This window comes from Bacillus sp. VA13 (genome assembly GCF_055710085.1).
This window is the reverse complement of the sequence record NZ_JBVQPP010000003.1, coordinates 433,151-452,305: the sequence shown is the minus strand read 5'-3', so window position 1 is coordinate 452,305 and position 19,155 is coordinate 433,151. Positions and strand designations below refer to the sequence as shown.

11 protein-coding genes and 1 pseudogene are annotated in these 19,155 nt (G+C 43.6%); 4 read left to right on the top strand and 8 right to left on the bottom strand.

Translation table 11 applies throughout. The features are described 5' to 3' along the window. Nucleotides 1-398 precede the first annotated feature (398 nt). From glcP to ntdA, 4 genes and pseudogenes are all read right to left on the bottom strand, one after another. Entirely contained in the window at nucleotides 399-1,619 is a 1,221-nt protein-coding gene (gene glcP, locus AC0C66_RS14255; RefSeq protein ID WP_472973603.1) for a glucose/mannose transporter GlcP, read from the bottom strand. A 71-nt stretch (nucleotides 1,620-1,690) separates the two neighbouring features. Beyond that, a pseudogene (gene ntdC / locus AC0C66_RS14250) lies at nucleotides 1,691-2,742 on the bottom strand (glucose-6-phosphate 3-dehydrogenase NdtC). A gap of 16 nt (nucleotides 2,743-2,758) precedes the next feature. After that, nucleotides 2,759-3,604 (bottom strand): kanosamine-6-phosphate phosphatase, encoded by an 846-nt coding sequence (gene ntdB, locus AC0C66_RS14245; protein ID WP_472973602.1) that lies wholly within the window; start codon nucleotides 3,602-3,604, stop codon nucleotides 2,759-2,761. Beyond that, nucleotides 3,576-4,901, bottom strand: coding sequence for a 3-dehydro-glucose-6-phosphate--glutamate transaminase (gene ntdA / locus AC0C66_RS14240; RefSeq protein ID WP_072566053.1), 1,326 nt, complete (start codon nucleotides 4,899-4,901; stop codon nucleotides 3,576-3,578). The genes ntdB and ntdA overlap by 29 nt, the downstream gene beginning before the upstream one ends. Nucleotides 4,902-5,005: 104 nt before the next feature. Here ntdA and ntdR point away from each other — a divergent pair, with 104 nt between their 5' ends. Beyond that, entirely contained in the window at nucleotides 5,006-5,995 is a 990-nt protein-coding gene (gene ntdR, locus AC0C66_RS14235) for an NTD biosynthesis operon transcriptional regulator NtdR (RefSeq protein WP_072566054.1), read from the top strand. A 546-nt stretch (nucleotides 5,996-6,541) separates the two neighbouring features. Here the strand turns inward: ntdR and AC0C66_RS14230 are convergent. After that, on the bottom strand, nucleotides 6,542-7,696 hold the full coding sequence (locus AC0C66_RS14230; protein ID WP_072181833.1) for an AbrB family transcriptional regulator: 1,155 nt from the start codon (nucleotides 7,694-7,696) through the stop codon (nucleotides 6,542-6,544). A gap of 107 nt (nucleotides 7,697-7,803) precedes the next feature. After that, nucleotides 7,804-9,006 (bottom strand): MDR family MFS transporter, encoded by a 1,203-nt coding sequence (locus tag AC0C66_RS14225; protein WP_072181834.1) that lies wholly within the window; start codon nucleotides 9,004-9,006, stop codon nucleotides 7,804-7,806. Between the two features lie 113 nt (nucleotides 9,007-9,119). On the opposite strand from AC0C66_RS14225, the gene AC0C66_RS14220 reads away from it, so the two are divergent. Further along, entirely contained in the window at nucleotides 9,120-10,847 is a 1,728-nt protein-coding gene (locus tag AC0C66_RS14220; protein ID WP_072181835.1) for an SgrR family transcriptional regulator, read from the top strand. 35 nt (nucleotides 10,848-10,882) lie between these two features. Here AC0C66_RS14220 and AC0C66_RS14215 read toward each other — a convergent pair whose 3' ends face one another. Both AC0C66_RS14215 and AC0C66_RS14210 read right to left on the bottom strand, forming a co-directional pair. Further along, nucleotides 10,883-11,218 (bottom strand): four-helix bundle copper-binding protein, encoded by a 336-nt coding sequence (locus tag AC0C66_RS14215; RefSeq protein WP_072181836.1) that lies wholly within the window; start codon nucleotides 11,216-11,218, stop codon nucleotides 10,883-10,885. 116 nt (nucleotides 11,219-11,334) lie between these two features. After that, on the bottom strand, nucleotides 11,335-11,772 hold the full coding sequence (locus AC0C66_RS14210) for a ferritin family protein (RefSeq protein ID WP_088679514.1): 438 nt from the start codon (nucleotides 11,770-11,772) through the stop codon (nucleotides 11,335-11,337). Nucleotides 11,773-11,955: 183 nt separating this feature from the next. Between AC0C66_RS14210 and addB the strand changes: the two genes are divergently transcribed. After that, the gene (gene addB / locus AC0C66_RS14205) at nucleotides 11,956-15,456 is read left to right on the top strand and encodes a helicase-exonuclease AddAB subunit AddB (RefSeq protein ID WP_461845693.1); all 3,501 of its coding nucleotides are present in this window, start codon (nucleotides 11,956-11,958) and stop codon (nucleotides 15,454-15,456) included. Continuing rightward, nucleotides 15,443-19,147, top strand: coding sequence for a helicase-exonuclease AddAB subunit AddA (addA, locus tag AC0C66_RS14200; RefSeq protein ID WP_088679513.1), 3,705 nt, complete (start codon nucleotides 15,443-15,445; stop codon nucleotides 19,145-19,147). The genes addB and addA overlap by 14 nt, the downstream gene beginning before the upstream one ends. Nucleotides 19,148-19,155: the final 8 nt, after the last annotated feature.

The window sequence follows — 19,155 nt, the reverse complement described above, 5'->3', positions numbered from 1 at the left end:
TCTTACTTTCTATTTCGGCTAATACTCCCATAGAATCAACAAATGTAATATATGTTTCATTTTCACGCGTAAGAATTTTCGTACCCTCACTTAATAGACCCTGTCATTTCTCAGCTAAGTCTGTTGTTAACTTGCCAATATCTTCTGCAGAGATGCCGTACCATCCAACAATACGTTATGAATCAACCTATTCTGAAATTGGTCAGAGATCTCTAGAATACCCAAGTAACTTGTAATTTTACTTTCTCATAATCGGAACCACTGATCTTTTTCACTCAATGTATCTTCTATATATATAAATTTGTACATGTATTTACCTCAATTCATTCATTTGTTTTATTTTTATTTGAAAAGTAAAAAGAGGACATTAAGTCCTCTTCTTACTTACGATATGTCTATTAGTATCTTTCATTTACACGTGTTTTTGAAGCTTTGCTTTCAAGTGAAATGGGGTCTTCTGTTTTAGTTCTCCTAATCTTTACAGAAATACCTACTAGAATGACTGCCATAGTTGTAAATATTCCCATGGTTAATAAGATCGTATCATGATTTAAACTCCATCCAATTAAGAAAGAGATGATTGCTCCTCCGAAACTTGCCGAAGCTATAAATAAACTTGTAACTTCGTCAACGTACTTCTGAATAATGATAGATGCTAGTGTTAAAGCAATGGGAAATATGCCCGCTATACTTAGACCAATTAAAAATGTGCCACCCAATTGAAGTATTGGGTTACTTATATAAGAGAAGGCGATCAATAAAACAATTAAACAACTGCAACTAAATAGGAGGTACTTAGAAAAATCAAGCCTTCTGCTTACTAAACCAATCAGTATTCTTCCTATGATGATCCCTACCCAGAAAAAGGAGACACTGATAAGACTGATTTGTTCATTGTCTTGGTTTATCATAATTGAAGGTAAAAAGTTGGCGAAATTTGTTTCAATACCAGCATATAGGAAAGCGAAAAATACAAAAAAACCTAATTGCTTTGATTTTTTTCTATCTCCTATAAAGTATTGGAATGCTCCTACATTTGGCAAGGTCACTTGCTGGTTAGCCTTCTTAGCGTACTTTCGGTTCTTGGATAAGAAAATTAACCATCCTCCTAATAGGACAAACAAAAAGGTGAATATGCAGTAATACGGTAAAAACCAGTTATTGATATTGATGAAGGAATTAATTAATAATGGGAAAGTTAAAGCGCCTAATCCAAAGAGGACTTCCAACTTACTCATTTTTTCTGCATTACTTTCGAAATTAGCAATAACAAAGGAACCAACTGTCGTTTCTAATGTACCTGCTCCATATCCTAAGAGAAAAGCCATTACAACAATATAATACCAATCCTTAGTTAGAAAAAAGATACTTAACGCTACAAGCATTATTGTCAAAGCTAAAGTAAGTGTCCTAAAGTGACTGTATTTCTTAATCATTAACGGTGCGATTAATACTCCGCTCAGGAATCCGGTAAATTGAAAGAAAATGATGACCGAAATATCATCTGTTGTCTTGTTAAAAGACTCTAATAGAAATGGTGTCAAACTCCCTGTTGATATATGGATTATACCTACTGTAAAAAAGAAAGCATATCCAAATAAATATGTTCCTCTTAACATTCATTACACCCCTATATGAAAAAGCAGGAAAATAAATTCCTGCTTTTTCAGTAACTTATCTCTTCGAAATACTAGTTGACTGCTAAAACAGACATTGTTTGAGAGTTGCTATCTTTCTCAAAGAACATTTCTAATACTTCCTGAGATCTAAAACCATCGTTAAAAGAAGGGATCTCAACCCAATCTTTCTGAGTTGATGCAATCCAATTGATTAACTCGCTTCTAAAAGAATCAGCCCAACCATAAAATTCGTTTGGCGGATCGCTTAATAGGCTTTGCGGCACTGGGCAGTCTACCACGTTCAAGCCATCTATGAGCTTGTAAACGTGAGGATTGCCTGTGTGGTATTTAAACTCTTTTTTGTGTCCAACTACCTCAATGCTAAAACCACAGTCTTCAGGTACAGAACATTTTGATGTGATGATATTTACAAATACCTTGTTCTTCAGTTGGCCATAAATTTCAGCATAGTCATCTACAAGTACCTGTTTATCCTCTTTTGTTTTTACATTTGTGTTCATCTTTGCCCTTACTGATTCTGTGATGAAATCACACTCAAACAAATACCATACCATGTCGATGAGGTGAATACCCAGATCCCCCAATGACCCGCTAGTCTTCTTACTATTAGCGTATCTCTCCAAGTAAACTTCTTACGTCTAATTGCACTATTTTTCTTGAAGTGTGCTTTTATGGACAATATGTTACCTAGTTCATTATTGATAATTAAGCTTTTTAAGATATTTACGTAAGACAAATATCTATAATTAAATCCCATACTAGCTCTTACGCCTAACCTTTCAGCAGTATCTTTCATTATGCTTGCTTCCTCAAGAGAAATAGCCATAGGCTTTTCACACAATACATGCTTATGTTTTGCTAATGCTTGCAAAGCATGTTCTTTATGGCAAAAGTTTGGTGATGCTACAATTACACCTTCTGAGACATCAATTAGTTCATCTACATTTTCATATGTCTTCCCACCGAAAGTTTTCACAAAGCTTTCCGCATTTTGTTGATTGATGTCATGCACCCCAACTAACTCTGCATTTTTTATTGTAGATAAAGCAGTTGCATGCGCTCTTGCAATACCACCTGCACCTATGATACCAATCTTCTTCATATCTATTTCCTCCTGATTATCCAATTAATTTTTTTAAGGTATTGGTAATTCCTTTTGAGTACTCATTATCAGTTATCAGTGGGTGCAAGTTTTTGGCTTCTTGTGTTGCATTTTTTAGTAGATATCCATTCCCTACTGCCTGTAACATACGAACATCATTTCCGCTATCTCCAAATGCGATAGCTTTTTCGGTATTTAGGTTGTGTTTCTCTAACATAAACTTTACAATTTCATTCTTTCCTGTTCCCATAGGTATAAAATCTACATCATAGCTGTCTTCTGGATCACCTGCTAAGGGATTACAGCGATTTATATTAACTGAAACTCCGTATTCCTCGCAGATCTTTTCAATTGCTAATAGGTTTTTCTTGTCGTTTATTTCATCTTGTTCCTGATAATAAAAATTATGCTTATACCGTGACTTTCCTAATTGAGTTTGAGGATTCAAAAGAATGTTATGATGTTCATGTAACTGTTTCACAAGTATTTCAATCTTTTCTTTACTAAACTCTTCATTTATACGACTGTTCCACTCATTATCTTGCTGTCCGAAGTTATGCTCTGAAAAGTACGTAATTTCAGTTCCAAGATCACTAGCTATAAAATGCGGGAAATATCTAAATTTTCCTCGTTCCATTTTATCGAGAATAGATTCTATACTACTCCCAGTAACCCATCCGATGAGTAGTTCCCCAGCTTTACTTTTTTGTTCTAGATAGTCTTCGAGTTCATAAATGTCTTGTTGTTTTTGTTCGTCGATTGTATGCGGAAAATACGTTTCATCAAAATCACAAAAAACAATATACTTAGGATGTTCAACCTTGGATAACGCTTTATACTCCGACTTCTTGCTTAATAACATGAAACAGTCCCTCCATTACCCTGTCTTGTTCTTCTAAAGTAAATGACGGATATAAAGGCAAATGCAGTACCTGACTATGAGCCTTTTCCGTATGAACCAATTGGAGTTTTGTATACTTGTCCTGTACTAAAGGAGTTTTTTGCATATGAGACAGTATTGGATAATATACATCTGTTTGAACACCAAAATCTTCATTTAATTTAGTCATGATATCTGTCCTATCTTCTGTTCTTACCTTAATAGGAAACAGATGCCACACATGATCTTCACTTAATTCTGGTAATTCAATAAGGCCTTTATTCTGTAATTCTGCTAATTGAGTAATGTATCTATCCGCCAAGAATAGTCTTTTGAAGTTGTTTAATGAAAGATACTTCATTCTCTCTAAACCAATTGCTGCCTGTAAATTGTCCATTTTTGAATTAAATCCAAAATTGATGACTTTCTTATTTTTCACATTTACTTCAAAACCATGATAACTAAATTGTATGCATTTTTTAGCGAGTTCTTCATTATCAGTTGCTATTGCCCCAGCCTTACCACATACACCAAAATTCTTATATGGATTAAAACTTAATGTAGTTATGTCTGCATGCTTTCCTAAGTCTGTCAGTCCAATTCCTTGGCAAGCATCCTCAATTACTTTCAATTGATAACGATTTGCGATTTGACGGATATGCTTCATTTCTGAATGTTTTCCGTATAAATGCACAGGTAGAATAAACTTTGTATAAGGAGTTATTGCTTCCTCGATTTTGTCAGGATCGATGCAGAATGTTTGTGGGTTAATATCTACATAGATAGGAACGCCTCCCAAAGCTAACACAGCATTTTCAGTAGCTGAAAAGCTATTAGCTGGCATGATAACTTCATCCCCTCGGTTTAACCCTAAAGCCAATAATCCTATCATAATTGCATCCGTTCCACTGCTAGTTGCAATTACATACCTTTTATGTAAATATGTAGATAAAACTTTTTCGAATTGCTCTAAATAAGAACCACTAGTAAATTTTCCAGTTGGCAAAACTTTCGTTAATGTATTTAAGATATCATCCACTTCATCATTGGTTATTAATCTGTCTACAGGCATAAAAGGGACTTTACTGATTTCACGATTTTTTTGGTAGTTGAAAAGGTCGTTTTCAATATCTGTATTTTCTTTTAATACTTGTTTCCATCGCTCGTTTGCAATACTGTCTTCAATAACAAGTTCTTTTCCTTGCACGTCACCTTTTAAGTGTTTTAGGAGTAACGTGTTTTCTTTGCTTTTACCTGAAACTCTAACCTGTTTTTGCATGAACAGTACCTCCAATGATTTTATAATCTGGAAAATTTGATACAAATTTATCCTAATTTCTGAAACCGATAACATGTCAATAACTTTTTTGAGGAAGGGAAAATATGCCTACAATTGATGAAATAGCAAGATTATGCAACGTGTCTAAAACCACAGTATCAAGAGTATTGAATAATCATCCTTATGTGTCGAAAGAAAAAAGAGATATGATCTTAAAGGCTATTAACGAACTTGACTACACTCCCAATTATTTAGCTCGGAATTTTAGGAGAAATAAGACACAAACGATAGCTTTATCGGTTCCGAGTATCGACCATCCATTTTTTGCTCAATTAATAAAAGGGGTCTCTCATGAAGCACTGTCTAAGAATTACAAGGTAATTGTATTTCAAACCTTTTATGACAAACAGATAGAGATAGAATTACTAGAGTTATTGAAACACAAAGAAGTTGATGGTATTATTCTTGGAACTTTAGAAAATGAATGGGATAAGATATCCCCTTTTTTAAAGTATGGCCCTATCTTATTATGTAATGAATATCATCACTCAGCGGACATCACGATAATTGGGTATGATGAATTTGAAGCTACATACATGGGGGTAGTGCATTTAATTGAAAGAGGACATAAAAAAATTGGATTTTGTTTTGATACTCCATATAGCGAAGCTCAATGTCAGAGGAAAGAGGGTTACTTGAAAGCTTTACAAGATTACAATTTACATCATAGAAACGAATGGATATTCGGCGAAATGTTTAATATCGAGGATGGTTTTCGTGTTTTTCATAAGATAAAGGATCTAAAGGACAGACCCTCAGCAATATTTACAGGAAATGATCAAGTCGCCGCAGGGATTATTAAACAGGCGATAAAAAATGGCTTTCATGTTCCAGAAGACTTAGCTGTCATTGGTTTTGACAACCAACTGATTTGCCAAGTAGTGACTCCGACCATAACAACAATTGATATTCCCATAATAGAATTAGGTCAACAGGCTGTGTTGAAAATAATCGAGTATATTTCGGGTAACACTTCTTTAAACAGAAACATTATTAAACTGCCAACAAGTCTTATTATAAGAGAATCAACTTAACTATAGATTTTCACTTCCTTATCATTTTATATTTATTTATAGAAAAAGAGGTTATTCATATTTAACCTCTTTTTCAATCAGGAAGCCTGTTTTTTGAAACTCTCATAAATGCTCCTATACCAAAGTCGTCAATTATTTCTTCGCCTTTCATTTTCGCCCTCTGGTAGCATCACTTCAAATCTGATCCATTTTCTTATCAAACAAATTTTGTGCAGCAATGCGGATGAGCAGACATTACAATAAAAAAACCATCCTATGCTATTAAGCAAGAATGGTTTTTTTGGTTATATTGAGTTTGTACATAACCTTGAATCACTTCTAACAAAATGAGATTTAAATAAGTGTGAAATTGCTCTACCTTTGTAGATAGTTCTTTAACTATCCCTGCCAAATGATTCTTTTACAGCATCCGCAAACTCCTGTGGACTTAATTCTTGAACCCTTTTATTTCACTTACCTGCCCCATTTTGAAGCCTTCCATACTCTACAGATAGAGTAACCCCTATCCTTTACTGCCTAAGTCTACCATGTTGGGATTTTTTCCAACTAGGCATTACTGCCGCTTACCGAACGCTCTTTGACTTTTTTTTCACCATGAAGATGGTGAAGCAGACGATAAAACGGCGGCAAGAGGGCAATGACAAGGATGACGCGTATGACCTGAACCGCAACGACAAAGGTGGAATTGGCATGCAAGGTAACAGACGTCGTTGCCATTTCTGCAATGCCGCCGGGCGCAAATGCCAGAACAGAAGTGATGAGCGGGATTCCTGTCAGCTTGGATACGATCACGGCGCTTAAAAACATAGCTGCGATTAAACCGACGGACGAGACAAATCCGACGATGATAATGCGGCTGACGCCGGCAAACATGCTTTTGTACATCTTAGAGCCAATCGTTGCTCCGAGAAATACTTGCGACACATGGTTAGCTTGTGACGGCCACCAAGCTGTCATGTCGTGCCCTGTCACCGCAGCTCCGCCAACGTGTACAAGTGCTACACCGAGCATGCTACCGAGCAGCCAAGGAGCCGGAAACTTTAAAAATTTCGCAGCTTTGCAAGCTCCCCAAGCAGCGAGAATCAAAACGGCGGTCCACAAAACGGGAGCGAGCCTAAAATCTATCGTTGCTGAGGAAAGTGTTTCTGCTGCGGCACTTGCGGAACGATCTTGTTTTGTATAGATCAGAATGACTAAAAACGGAATGGAAAGCACCACGAGCAGCACCCGCATCATTTGAACAAGGCTGACAATGGCGGTATTGGCGCCGACCTCCTGCGCGATGCTCGGCATGGCGGACAGCCCGCCGGGAGCCGTGCCGACAAAGCTTGTCATCATATCTGTTTTGCTGAAACGCCAAAGCACATATCCTGACAGCATGGCCAGCAGTATAGACAATATCAGCATAACGCCGACTGAAAACCAATGGTCTTTGAGGACAGAAAGAACGGATAAGTTCAGCTTTTGGCCCAATTCGATGCCGAGGATCATCTGGCCGAGGGCGAGCCATCGGCGGTTAATTCCTTTTTGGTCTGGCGCCATCATCAGCCATGCTGGCCGTATCATAGCGAGACAGCAGGCGACAATCAGCGTTCCGATCATCCATCCAATCGATATTCCGGTCAATGAAAGAATAAACCCCCCGGCAGCACTGATTGCGATAAACCATAGATCTTTGAGGAGATTTTCGTCTTTCTTCAATGTAAAACCCTTCTTCCTTTTCACGTAACACGCCAATTGTTCACGTAGTGAATGTATTATTACTATAGTATATTATCGTTGATAAAGAAATTATGAATTATTTTCTATTAGCCATTCACTTTTCTTATGACCTTGTGTTCGAGCTTCTCGATTGTGTAAGTCAGGCATAAACCCGCTGCCAGCAAACACACGGCAAGGGCGTAAAAAATCATTTCTCCGCCAAACGATGTCAGGATCAGCCCGCCTGCCAGTGGTCCGATTGAGCGGGATATATCCCAATGCAGGCCGTATACCGCATAAAACCGGCCGAGCAGATGAGGCGGTGACAATTTTGAAATGAAGGTCTGGATGTGAGTTAGTCCGATACTTTCGCCAACTGTCATCACCGCTGCCGTCACTAATAGCATTGTCAGGGAGGTAGAGCAGGCAAAGCCGGCAGCCGCAAGAGAGTAGCAGATATAAGTAATGAGAAGGATCGTTTTCATTGAAAGTTTTTCTGTCCCTTTTACAAGAGGAACTTGGAGAACAAAGCTGAATAAAGCTTTTGCCGCCGAGTAGATGGTCAGCATGGATAGATAATCGGAAAACATGTTTTTGCTGAACAGCCTGTATGTTGTTTCTGTTTGCGCGTATAACATGCTGATGGGGAGAGAAAGCAGCAACAGAAGCAGTACAGGCCTGTATATCGTAAAGCTTTCGGACATTTCCGATGTTACAGCTGTCTTTAGCGGCTTTGTTTCTGGCAGTTTCAGTGCAGCGATCAGAAAGTAGATGAACAATGCCGCAGCATCTAATGCGAATATCCACACGGGGTTATGATTGTACAGCAACATCCCCACTAGCGGCCCAGCCGTCAGGCCCGCCGAATAGATCGCATTGATGACCGCAAACACTTCCGAACGTCTGCTTTCCGGCGTACTTTCGGCGATTTGGGCGCGGGAAGCAGGTATGTACAACGATCTCCCGATGCCATTCATGACGTAGAGGGTGGCAAAAAAATACGCATGATCGGCAAACGCAAATCCCGCCATGGCCGCTGATTGCAGCAGCAATGCGATCAGAATCGCTGTGCGCCGCCCAAGCTGGTCCGTTACCCGTCCTGCAACGAGTGTCAGGCAAATATCAGCAAATGGCTGAAGGCTGATGATCAGCATCGGGATCATGACACTGCCGTTTAATTGTTCATGCAGGTACAGCACCATAAAAGGACCCATCATTGCACCTGTCAGGCTTGTCAGCATTTCGCCGATAAAGCGGAGCCAAACTGGAGCGGTATATCTCGATTTTATAGCTTGAAAGCTGGTCAACATGTGATCGCCGCCTTTCGCTGTTTGATATAGTAGTAGTGTATAGAAGGGGCGGCGGCCCAAAAAGTGAAGAAAATAAGAGAAAAAGATTCCCCTTTTGTCGGGAGGTGTTGGGATTGAAGCTGATTGAGCACTACGTGGCACTTGTGAAAACAGGGCGCGCTGCGTATGGGCAAATGAACGAAATGACGCTCACTGAAGTTGCTGACTGTTTATTTTGTACAGAAAGAAATGCAAAGCTCATATTACATAAGCTGGAGAACAAGAATTGGATCATACGGGAAAGCGGGGCAGGGCGCGGCCGCAAATCCAAAATCGCGTTTCTTTGCCAGCCTGAAGAACTGCTTCTTCAAACTGCCAAGGAATATACAATGGCTGGAAAGCTTAAAAAGGCAAAGGAGCTGCTTCAGCAGTATCAGTCCGCGTTTCCAGGGCTTCAAAACGAATATGGCATGTGGTTTTCTGAGGTATTCGGTTTTGTGACAGAGACCGGCCGGGATGGAGAAAAGGATGTTCTCCGGCTGTTCATCACCCCTGAATCAGTCAGCAGTTTGGATCCGTGCCAAATATTTTTGCGGTCTGAGGGGCATTTCGTCAAGCAAATATTTGATACATTGCTCACGTTTGATTCGGCTGTGCAGAAGCCGAAGCCTCATTTGATACATGGATGGGAAGAGGAAGGGAAAAAACGATGGAGATTTTTTCTTCGAAAGGGTGTGTCTTTTCATAATGGACAGCCGCTGACAGCGCGGGATGTTGCGTTTACGTTTCAGCGCTTTTTGACACAGGCTGACAACCCGTATAAATGGCTGTTACACGGAGTGAAGCAAGTCTTAGAAAATGGCCCTTATTGTGTGGAGATCATACTCGATAAGCCGAATGAGCTATTGCTGTATGTTCTTTGTGATGAACGGCTGTCCGTTCTGCCGGCAGAACAGGGCGGCGGGATCAATGGAACAGGGCCTTTTCGGGTGAATCAGCATTGCGGGCAGATGCTTGTGCTTGAAGCCAATGAGCGCTACTTCAAGGGACGGCCCTTTTTGGATCGCGTTGAGTTTGTGTTTTCTGAACAAGCCGGAGAGATGAACGGTTTTACCATTCAAGAAAAACAAACATTTTCTGAGCAGCAAACCGTTTTTGATGAGCGGCATGTTCAGTATTTGTCACTCAATCTGAAAAAGACGGGGCCTCTTCAGCATCGAAGCTTTAGAAAAGCGCTCCGCCTGCTGATTTCCTCTGAACGGCTCGTTCGTGAAGCGGGAGGGCACCGCAGAACCCCGGTTACGGCTTTTTTGCATCCGAGTCCTTTTGATTGGGGAGGCGTTTCACCTTCTGAATTGCTGAAGCAGAGCGGATATGAGGGAGAAACGCTGGTGCTGTATACCTTTTCGGAAGCGGATCATCGTGAGGATGCCGAGTGGATTCAAAATGTTTGCGCCCAACATGGCATCAGGCTTACACTTCAATTCTGTGATTCTGCTGAGCTGCGCCGGCACGAAATCGTGCAGATGGCGGATATCATTCATGACAGTGCGACGTTTTATCAAGACAGTGAGTTTGGTTTTTTGCATTTGCTGCTGTCGGAGAACAGTTTTTTGTGTCAGCATCTATCTGAAAAGCTGGAACAGATATGCTCAGGAATGACAGAACGGATATTTTCAATGTCTGACCGCTGTTCGAGAATCCATATGCTGCAGGACATTGACTGTCAGCTTATACAGGAGTTCAATGCGATTCCGCTGTATCAAAATGTACTGCAGGTGACATCGAGTGAGAATGTGAAAGGTCTGATGCTTGATGAAGAGGGGTGGATTGATTTGTACTCCGTGTGGCTGTCCAAATAAAAAGGAGGGTTCTATTATTGAACCCTCTCCGTCTTTTAAGATGCTGCCATGCTGCGGCATTGTTCAGCGCAGGCAAAGCAGGACTTCGCACATGTTTGGCAATGATCGTGATCATGCTTTTCACATTCAGTGCCGCACGCTTCACAAATATCGGCGCAAAGTGCGCAAATTTCTTTCATGAACGGGCTGTCCGTTTGCATGGCTTTGACCGCCAGCGTGCAAATATCCGCGCATTCCCTGTCAAGCCGGATGCAGCCGCTGAGATCGTGATGCGCGCTCGCGCTTTCTTCCAGGCATTTTGTAAAACAATGATTGCAAGCCTCCATACAATCGATGCAAGCCTCAATACAAGCTTCTACATATTGCTCCATGGTTGATTCCCCCTGTATGGCAGTGTATGGTTTTATGTTTCCCGGCTGCATTTGAAAAAAACAGGTGAGTGTGTTTTTGGGGAATGGATATGTACATATACCCTGAACGGGTATATCTAACGTTCCATCAGATAGTATAGAAACCAGACAGCGTGATGTTGTTCATCCCGTGCGGCGCGCGTAAAAATGCCTTTCGCTTTTAAGTTTGAGGTTTCCTCGGCCGCACGCAAATAAAAGTCGACTGTTTCTTGTTCATCTTTAAAAGCGGCGTCCAGTCCTCTTGTAAAAGTGTCCGGGCATTCCTCCGTTTGTTTCGGCATGATGTGTTTGCCGGTAATGGCACCGTACAGTGTGGAAAATTCACGGAGGTGGCGCATTTCGTCACGCCTGATTTCTTCAATCTGTTTTCTGACTTCATCGCGGTGGGTAAGTTCGGCAAGCTTGCGGTAGCATTGAATCGCACTGAATTCTCCGTTAATGGCCTTTTCCAGATTCCGAATCAAAACAGGATCTTCCCGGTATGGCGCCGGATATGAATAGTAGCTGTAATGCAAAAGGGTTCAGCTCCATTCTTAGGAATTGGGCTTCTGTAAAAGTATATGTTGGGCAGGGAGAGATGTGCGGAGATCATCAGCTTTTTATATGTGAAAAGGCCGTTTTTACCAATAGATCAGATTGGTCATTTTCGTCAATATTCGATAAAATATATAGAGATAAAAAGAGAGGGGTCTTCTAATTTGGGAGCAGAGTTTTTAGTAGGCAGATCCGGGAGTGGAAAAACGAAGCTGATCATCGACAGCATTCAGGATGAACTGCGCCGGGCTCCATTCGGGAAACCGATCATTTTTCTAGTCCCGGATCAAATGACGTTTTTAATGGAATACGAGCTTGCTAAAACGCCTGATATGGGCGGAATGATACGTGCTCAAGTGTTCAGCTTTTCACGATTGGCCTGGCGTGTCCTTCAGCATACGGGAGGAATGAGCAGGCCGTTTCTTACGAGCACAGGCGTACAGATGCTCCTGCGGAAGCTCATTGAGGAGCATAAACAGGAGTTTAAAGTCTATCAAAAAGCAAGTGACAAAAGCGGATTTACCGCACAGGTTGAACGGATGCTGACAGAATTTAAGCGTTACTGCCTGGAACCGGAAGATATCCGCCGGATGGCGGAAAGCGGAACGGCTTCCGAGTATCGCGGGGAACGTGTTTTATCTGAAAAGCTTCATGATTTATCAATTCTGTATCAGCAGATGGAAAAAAGCCTTGCAGATCAATATCTTCACTCTGAGGATTATTTGACATTGCTGGCAGAGCATATTCCGTTTGCGGAAGATATAAAAGGCGCGCATATTTATGTGGACGGCTTTTATCAATTTACACCGCAGGAATTCAGGGTGTTGGAGCAGCTTATGGTTCATGCAGAGCACATCACGTTTTCGCTCACAGCGGACAAGCCGTCATATGAGCGGGAGCCGCATGAACTGGAATTGTTCAGAATGACGGGAAAAACGTATTATCGCCTGCATCAGAAGGCGAAGGAACTGAATCTGGACATTACCTATAAAGAGCTAAGCGGGACTGAGCGGCATACGCAGACGCCGGAACTGGCACATCTAGAGGCGCAGTATGAAGCGCGACCGGCCATCCCGTACGCAGAAAAACAAGAGGCTTTTACTGTGATGCAGGCCGCAAACAGACGAGCTGAACTGGAAGGCATTGCCCGGGAAATTCACGCTCTTGTCAGAGAGAAGGGCTATCGCTATAAGGATGTAGCGATTCTTGCGCGCCAGCCGGAAGACTACAAGGATATGGTGAAGGAAGTTTTCGCAGATTACGAGATTCCCTATTTCATTGACGGAAAAGCTTCTATGCTGAACCATCCGTTAATCGAATTTATCCGGTCGAGCATTGATGTTCTGAAAGGGAATTGGCGTTATGAAGCGGTGTTTCGCTGCGTGAAAACCGAACTGCTATTCTCGCTTAACGAGCCGAAAACTAAGGTGAGAGAACAGGTCGATCAGCTTGAAAATTACTGTATCGCCTACGGGATCAAAGGCGATCGCTGGACAAAGGGCGACCGTTTCCATTACAGACGTTTTGTGTCATTGGATGATGATTTTGCGCAAACCGATCAGGAAATCGAAATGGAAAACATGCTGAATGACACACGCGACTGGATTGTTCCGCCGCTTTTTCAGCTTCAAAAACGAATGAAAAAAGCAAAGACGGTTCAGGAGAAGGCGGAGGCGCTCTACCGCTATCTAGAAGAGACGGATGTGCCGCTGAAGCTGGATCAGGAAAGACAGCGTGCTGAGGAAGACGGTAGAATTATTGAAGCGCAGCAGCATCAGCAGGCGTGGGATGCAGTCATTCAGCTGCTTGAGGAGTTTGTTGAAATGATGGGAGATGAAGAGATTTCTCTTGATTTGTTTCAGCAAATGATGGAAGCCGGCGCGGAGTCGCTTACATTTTCTCTAATTCCGCCTGCGCTTGACCAGGTATTTGTCGGCAATATGGATTTATCCAGAATGTATGGCACCTCCTGCACCTTTGTGTTGGGGGCAAACGACGGCGTTCTGCCTGCACGCCCCGATGAAAATGGGGTGCTGTCGGACGATGACCGGGAATGGCTGAAAACGGTTGGGATTGAGCTTTCCTCAGGTGGGCGGGAGCGTCTGCTTGATGAGCATTTCCTCATCTATATGGCGTTTTCCAGTCCGTCTGACCGGCTTTACGTATCGTATCCGATTGCCGATGCGGAAGGAAAAACGCTTTTGCCATCGATTGTCATTAAACGGCTGGAAGAACTGTTTCCGCAGCATAAGGAGCGTCTGTTGACAAATGAACCTGAACAGGTCAGCGATGAGGAACAGCTTATGTATGTCGTCAATAAAAGCGTGGCACAGTCCTTTACCGCAAGCCAGCTCAGATTATGGACTCGGGAATACGACATCAGCGACGTCTGGTGGAGCACGTACAATGTGCTGATGAGTGAGCCGGACAGGCTGCAATCGAAAAAGCTGTTCTCAAGCCTGTTTTTCCGGAATGAAGTGAAGCAGCTTGAACGTAGCGTGTCGAGACAGCTCTATGGTGAACGCATTCAGGGCAGTGTATCGAGAATGGAAACCTTTAACGCGTGCCCGTTCTCCCATTTTGCATCACACGGGCTGCATCTAAAGGAACGGCAATTTTTCAAGCTCGAAGCACCGGATATCGGCCAGCTGTTTCATTCCAGCTTAAAGCTGATTTCAGACCGGCTGCGCGAGCAAAAAATGGATTGGCGCGATTTAACGAAAGAGCAGTGCGAGCTGTTTTCCTATGATGCGGTAGAGCGGCTGGCGCCGAAACTGCAAAAGGAAATTTTGCTCAGCTCAAACCGGCATTATTATGTAAAGGAAAAACTGCAAAAAATTGTGACACGCGTGTCCGGCATTTTAAGCGAGCATGCGAAAGCGAGCGGATTTGTGCCGATCGGGCTTGAACTGGGCTTTGGAGGAAAAGGGCCGCTTCCGCCGCTGACCTTTAAGCTGAAAAACGGCTGCACGATGGAACTCGTCGGGCGAATTGACCGCGTAGATAAAGCGGAAAGCTCAAAAGGCCTGCTCCTAAGGATTGTCGATTATAAATCAAGCGACAAAGGGCTTGACTTAGCGGAAGTATATTACGGACTGGCGCTGCAAATGCTGACGTATCTTGATTTATCAATTACTCATTCAGCTGACTGGCTCGGAATGAGGGCGACGCCTGCCGGAGTGCTATATTTCCATATTCATGACCCGATGATTCAATCTAATCTCCCGCTTGGGCTTGACGAGATTGAACAGGAGATCTTTAAGAAATTTAAAATGAAGGGCTTGCTCCTCGGCGATCAGGAAGCGGTTCGCCTCATGGATACGACCCTTCAAGAGGGGCGGTCGAATATCATCAACGCGGGCTTGAAGAAAGACGGCTCTCTCAGATCGGATTCAGCGGCAGTCGGCGAGAAGGAATTTGAGCTGTTGACGAAGCATGTGCGCCGCACCTTCCAAGAAGCAGGCGAACAAATCACTGACGGACGCGTATCGATTGAGCCGTATAAAATGAAGAACAAGACGCCGTGCACATACTGTGCGTTCAAATCAGTATGCCAATTTGATGAGTCATTAGAAGAAAACGAGTATCGCCCGTTAAAGGCTGAAAAGGATAAGACGATACTTGAGTGGATAAAAAAGGAGGCGGATGGCAATGAACATTCCTAAACCGGCAGACAGCACATGGACAGATGACCAATGGAATGCCATTGTCTCAACCGGCCAGGATATTCTCGTGGCAGCGGCGGCGGGCTCCGGTAAAACCGCTGTGCTCGTTGAACGAATGATCCGGAAAATCACCGCGGAAGAAAACCCGATTGATGTAGACCGGCTTCTCGTTGTGACATTTACAAACGCTTCAGCGGCAGAGATGAAACACCGGATCGCGGATGCCCTGGAAAAAGAGCTTGTAAAGCGCCCCGGCTCGCTGCATATCAGACGCCAGCTGTCTCTTTTAAACCGGGCCAGCATTTCAACACTTCATTCCTTTTGCCTGCAAGTGCTGAAAAAATATTACTATTTGATTGATCTTGATCCGGGCTTTCGGATTGCTGATCAGACAGAAGGCGAGCTGCTCGGGGATGAGGTGCTGGACGAGCTGTTTGAAGACGAATACGCAAAAGGCGAAAAGGCGTTTTTTGAACTTGTTGACCGCTACACGACAGACCGGCACGATCTGGATCTGCAATTTCTCGTCAAACAGGTGTACGAGTATTCACGTTCCCACCCAAACCCGGAGGCATGGCTGGAAAGCTTTGTTCATTTGTATGATGTATCGGAAAAGAGCGCCATCGAGGAGCTTCCGTTTTATCAATATGTCAAAGAGGATATTGCGATGGTGCTTAACGGAGCAAAGGAGAAGCTTCAGCGCGCGCTTGAGCTGACGAAAGCGCCGGGCGGCCCCGCGCCGCGCGCTGAAAATTTTCTTGATGATCTTGGGCAGCTTGATGAACTGATTCAGCATCAGGATGATTTCACTGAGCTTTATAAGCGGGTGCCAGCAGTCTCTTTTAAGCGCGCGAAAGCAGTAAAAGGGGACGAGTTTGATCCTGCACTCCTTGAAGAAGCGACAGATTTGAGAAACGGTGCAAAAAAACTGCTTGAAAAGCTTAAAACCGACTACTTCACAAGAAGTCCTGAACAGCATTTGAAAAGCTTGGCCGACATGAAGCCTGTTATTGAAACGCTCGTACAGCTTGTCATCAGCTATGGAAAACGGTTCGAAGCCGCGAAGCAGGAAAAATCAATCATTGATTTTTCTGATTTGGAGCATTACTGTTTATCCATTTTGACAGCTGAGGATGAAACAGGTGAGCGCCAGCCGAGCGAGGCGGCAAGATTTTATCAAGAGCAGTTTCATGAGGTGCTCGTTGACGAATATCAGGATACCAACCTAGTGCAGGAATCGATCCTGCAGCTCGTCACAAGCGGACCGGAGGAAACAGGCAACCTGTTTATGGTAGGTGATGTCAAACAGTCCATTTATCGATTCAGGCTTGCGGAGCCGCTTCTTTTCCTCTCCAAATACAAACGGTTTACAGAGAACGGAGAAGGCACAGGACGGAAAATTGACTTGAATAAAAATTTCCGAAGCCGGGCTGATATTTTAGATAGCACAAACTTTTTATTTAAACAGCTGATGGGCGGCAAAATCGGTGAGGTTGATTATGACGAGCAGGCTGAGCTGAAGCTTGGTGCGGCGTATCCGGACAATGATAAGACGGAAACGGAGCTGCTGCTGATCGACAACGCAGAAGAGACGGACGCAGGCGAAGAAGCAGAAGAGCTGGAAACGGTGCAGTTCGAGGCGAAAGCGATCGCTAAGGAAATTCGCAAGCTGATTTCATCGCCATTTAAGGTGTATGACGGAAAAACGAAAACACACCGCAATATTCAATACCGCGATATTGTGATTTTGCTCCGCTCCATGCCGTGGGCGCCGCAAATCATGGAGGAGCTGAGAGCTCAGGGCATACCGGTTTACGCCAATTTAACGTCAGGCTATTTTGAAGCGGTCGAAGTTGCCGTCGCGCTTTCTGTGCTGAAGGTAATCGATAACCCGTATCAGGATATACCGCTTGCCTCTGTTCTGCGCTCACCAATTGTCGGAGCGGATGAAAACGAGCTCTCTTTGATCCGGCTTGAAAATAAAAAAGCGCCGTACTATGAAGCGATGAAAGACTATTTGGCTGCTGGCGACCGGAACGACGAGCTTTATCAAAAGCTGGAAACGTTCTACGGACATCTTCAAAAATGGCGTGCGTTTTCGAAAAACCACTCAGTATCTGAGCTGATTTGGGAAGTGTACCGCGACACGAAATACATGGATTATGTCGGCGGGATGCCGGGCGGAAAACAGCGCCAGGCCAATTTGCGTGTTCTCTATGACCGTGCGCGCCAATATGAATCGACGGCATTTCGCGGCCTGTTCCGTTTCCTGCGGTTTATCGAACGCATGCAGGAGCGGGGCGATGATCTTGGAACGGCGCGAGCGCTCAGCGAGCAGGAGGATGTTGTCCGCTTAATGACGATCCACAGCAGCAAAGGTCTCGAGTTTCCCGTCGTGTTTGCAGCGGGTCTCGGCCGGAATTTCAACATGATGGACTTGAACAAATCGTACCTGCTGGACAAGGAGCTTGGGTTCGGCACGAAGTATATTCATCCCCAATTGCGCATCAGCTACCCGACGCTGCCGCTCATTGCGATGAAGAAAAAAATGCGCAGGGAGCTGCTGTCAGAGGAATTGCGTGTTCTCTATGTTGCATTAACGAGAGCGAAAGAAAAACTGTTTCTGATTGGCTCGTGCAAGGATCATCAGAAACAGCTCGCAAAATGGCAGGCATCCGCGTCTCAAACTGACTGGCTTCTTCCGGAATTTGACCGTTATCAGGCAAAAACGTATTTAGATTTCATCGGACCGGCTATTGCCAGACACAGAGATATGGAGGTTTTGGCTGAAAACGATGCGGCTATGCATGCTGATATATCAGGACACCCGGCTCGTTTTGCCGTTCGAATGATTCATTCCTATGATTTGCTGGATGATGATCTGGAAGAAAGAACGGAAGAAAAAAGCGAGCGCTTAGAAGCGATCCGCAAAGGTGAACCAGTTCCCGGCTCGTTTGCATTTGATGAAAAAGCCCGCGAGCAGCTGAGCTGGACATACCCGCATCATGAGGTCACGCAAATTCGTACAAAACAGTCGGTTTCTGAGATTAAGAGAAAAAGAGAGTACGAGGATGAATACAGCGGCCGGGCCCCCGTTAAACCTGCTGACGGAAGCATTCTGTACAGGCGTCCCGCTTTTATGATGAAAAAAGGCCTGACAGCGGCGGAGAAAGGGACGGCCATGCATACGGTTATGCAGCATATCCCGCTTACACATATCCCAACGATAGAAGAAGCGGAGCAGACGGTTCACAAGCTTTATGAAAAAGAACTGCTCACTGAAGAACAAAAAAACGCTATTGATATAGAAGATATCGTGCAATTTTTCCATACAGAAATCGGCGGACAGCTGATCGGTGCTAAATGGAAGGACCGGGAAGTGCCATTTAGTTTAGCGCTTCCGGCCAAGGAGATCTATCCTGATGCACAGGAGGCGGATGAACCGCTTTTAGTGCAGGGAATCATCGACTGTCTCTATGAAACTGAGGACGGCTTATATCTCTTGGACTATAAATCAGACCGGATTGAGGGCAAATTCCAGCACGGCTTTGAAGGAGCAGCCCCGATCTTGAAGAAACGATATGAAACGCAAATTCAGCTGTACACGAAGGCAGTTGAGCAAATTGCAAAAACAAATGTAAAGGGATGTGCGCTTTATTTCTTTGACGGAGGGCACATTCTGACATTATAGCGAGATCC

Bases quoted from the DNA above. Each gene is read 5' to 3' on its own strand.
- AC0C66_RS14215 (WP_072181836.1), bottom strand. From the start codon at position 11,218: ATGGAGCAATATGTAGAAGCTTGTATTGAGGCTTGCATCGATTGTATG.
- ntdA (WP_072566053.1), bottom strand. From the start codon at position 4,901: ATGCAAAAACAGGTTAGAGTTTCAGGTAAAAGCAAAGAAAACACGTTA.
- ntdR (WP_072566054.1), top strand. From the start codon at position 5,006: ATGCCTACAATTGATGAAATAGCAAGATTATGCAACGTGTCTAAAACC.
- addA (WP_088679513.1), top strand. From the start codon at position 15,443: ATGAACATTCCTAAACCGGCAGACAGCACATGGACAGATGACCAATGG.
- glcP (WP_472973603.1), bottom strand. From the start codon at position 1,619: ATGTTAAGAGGAACATATTTATTTGGATATGCTTTCTTTTTTACAGTA.
- AC0C66_RS14225 (WP_072181834.1), bottom strand. From the start codon at position 9,006: ATGTTGACCAGCTTTCAAGCTATAAAATCGAGATATACCGCTCCAGTT.
- ntdB (WP_472973602.1), bottom strand. From the start codon at position 3,604: ATGTTATTAAGCAAGAAGTCGGAGTATAAAGCGTTATCCAAGGTTGAA.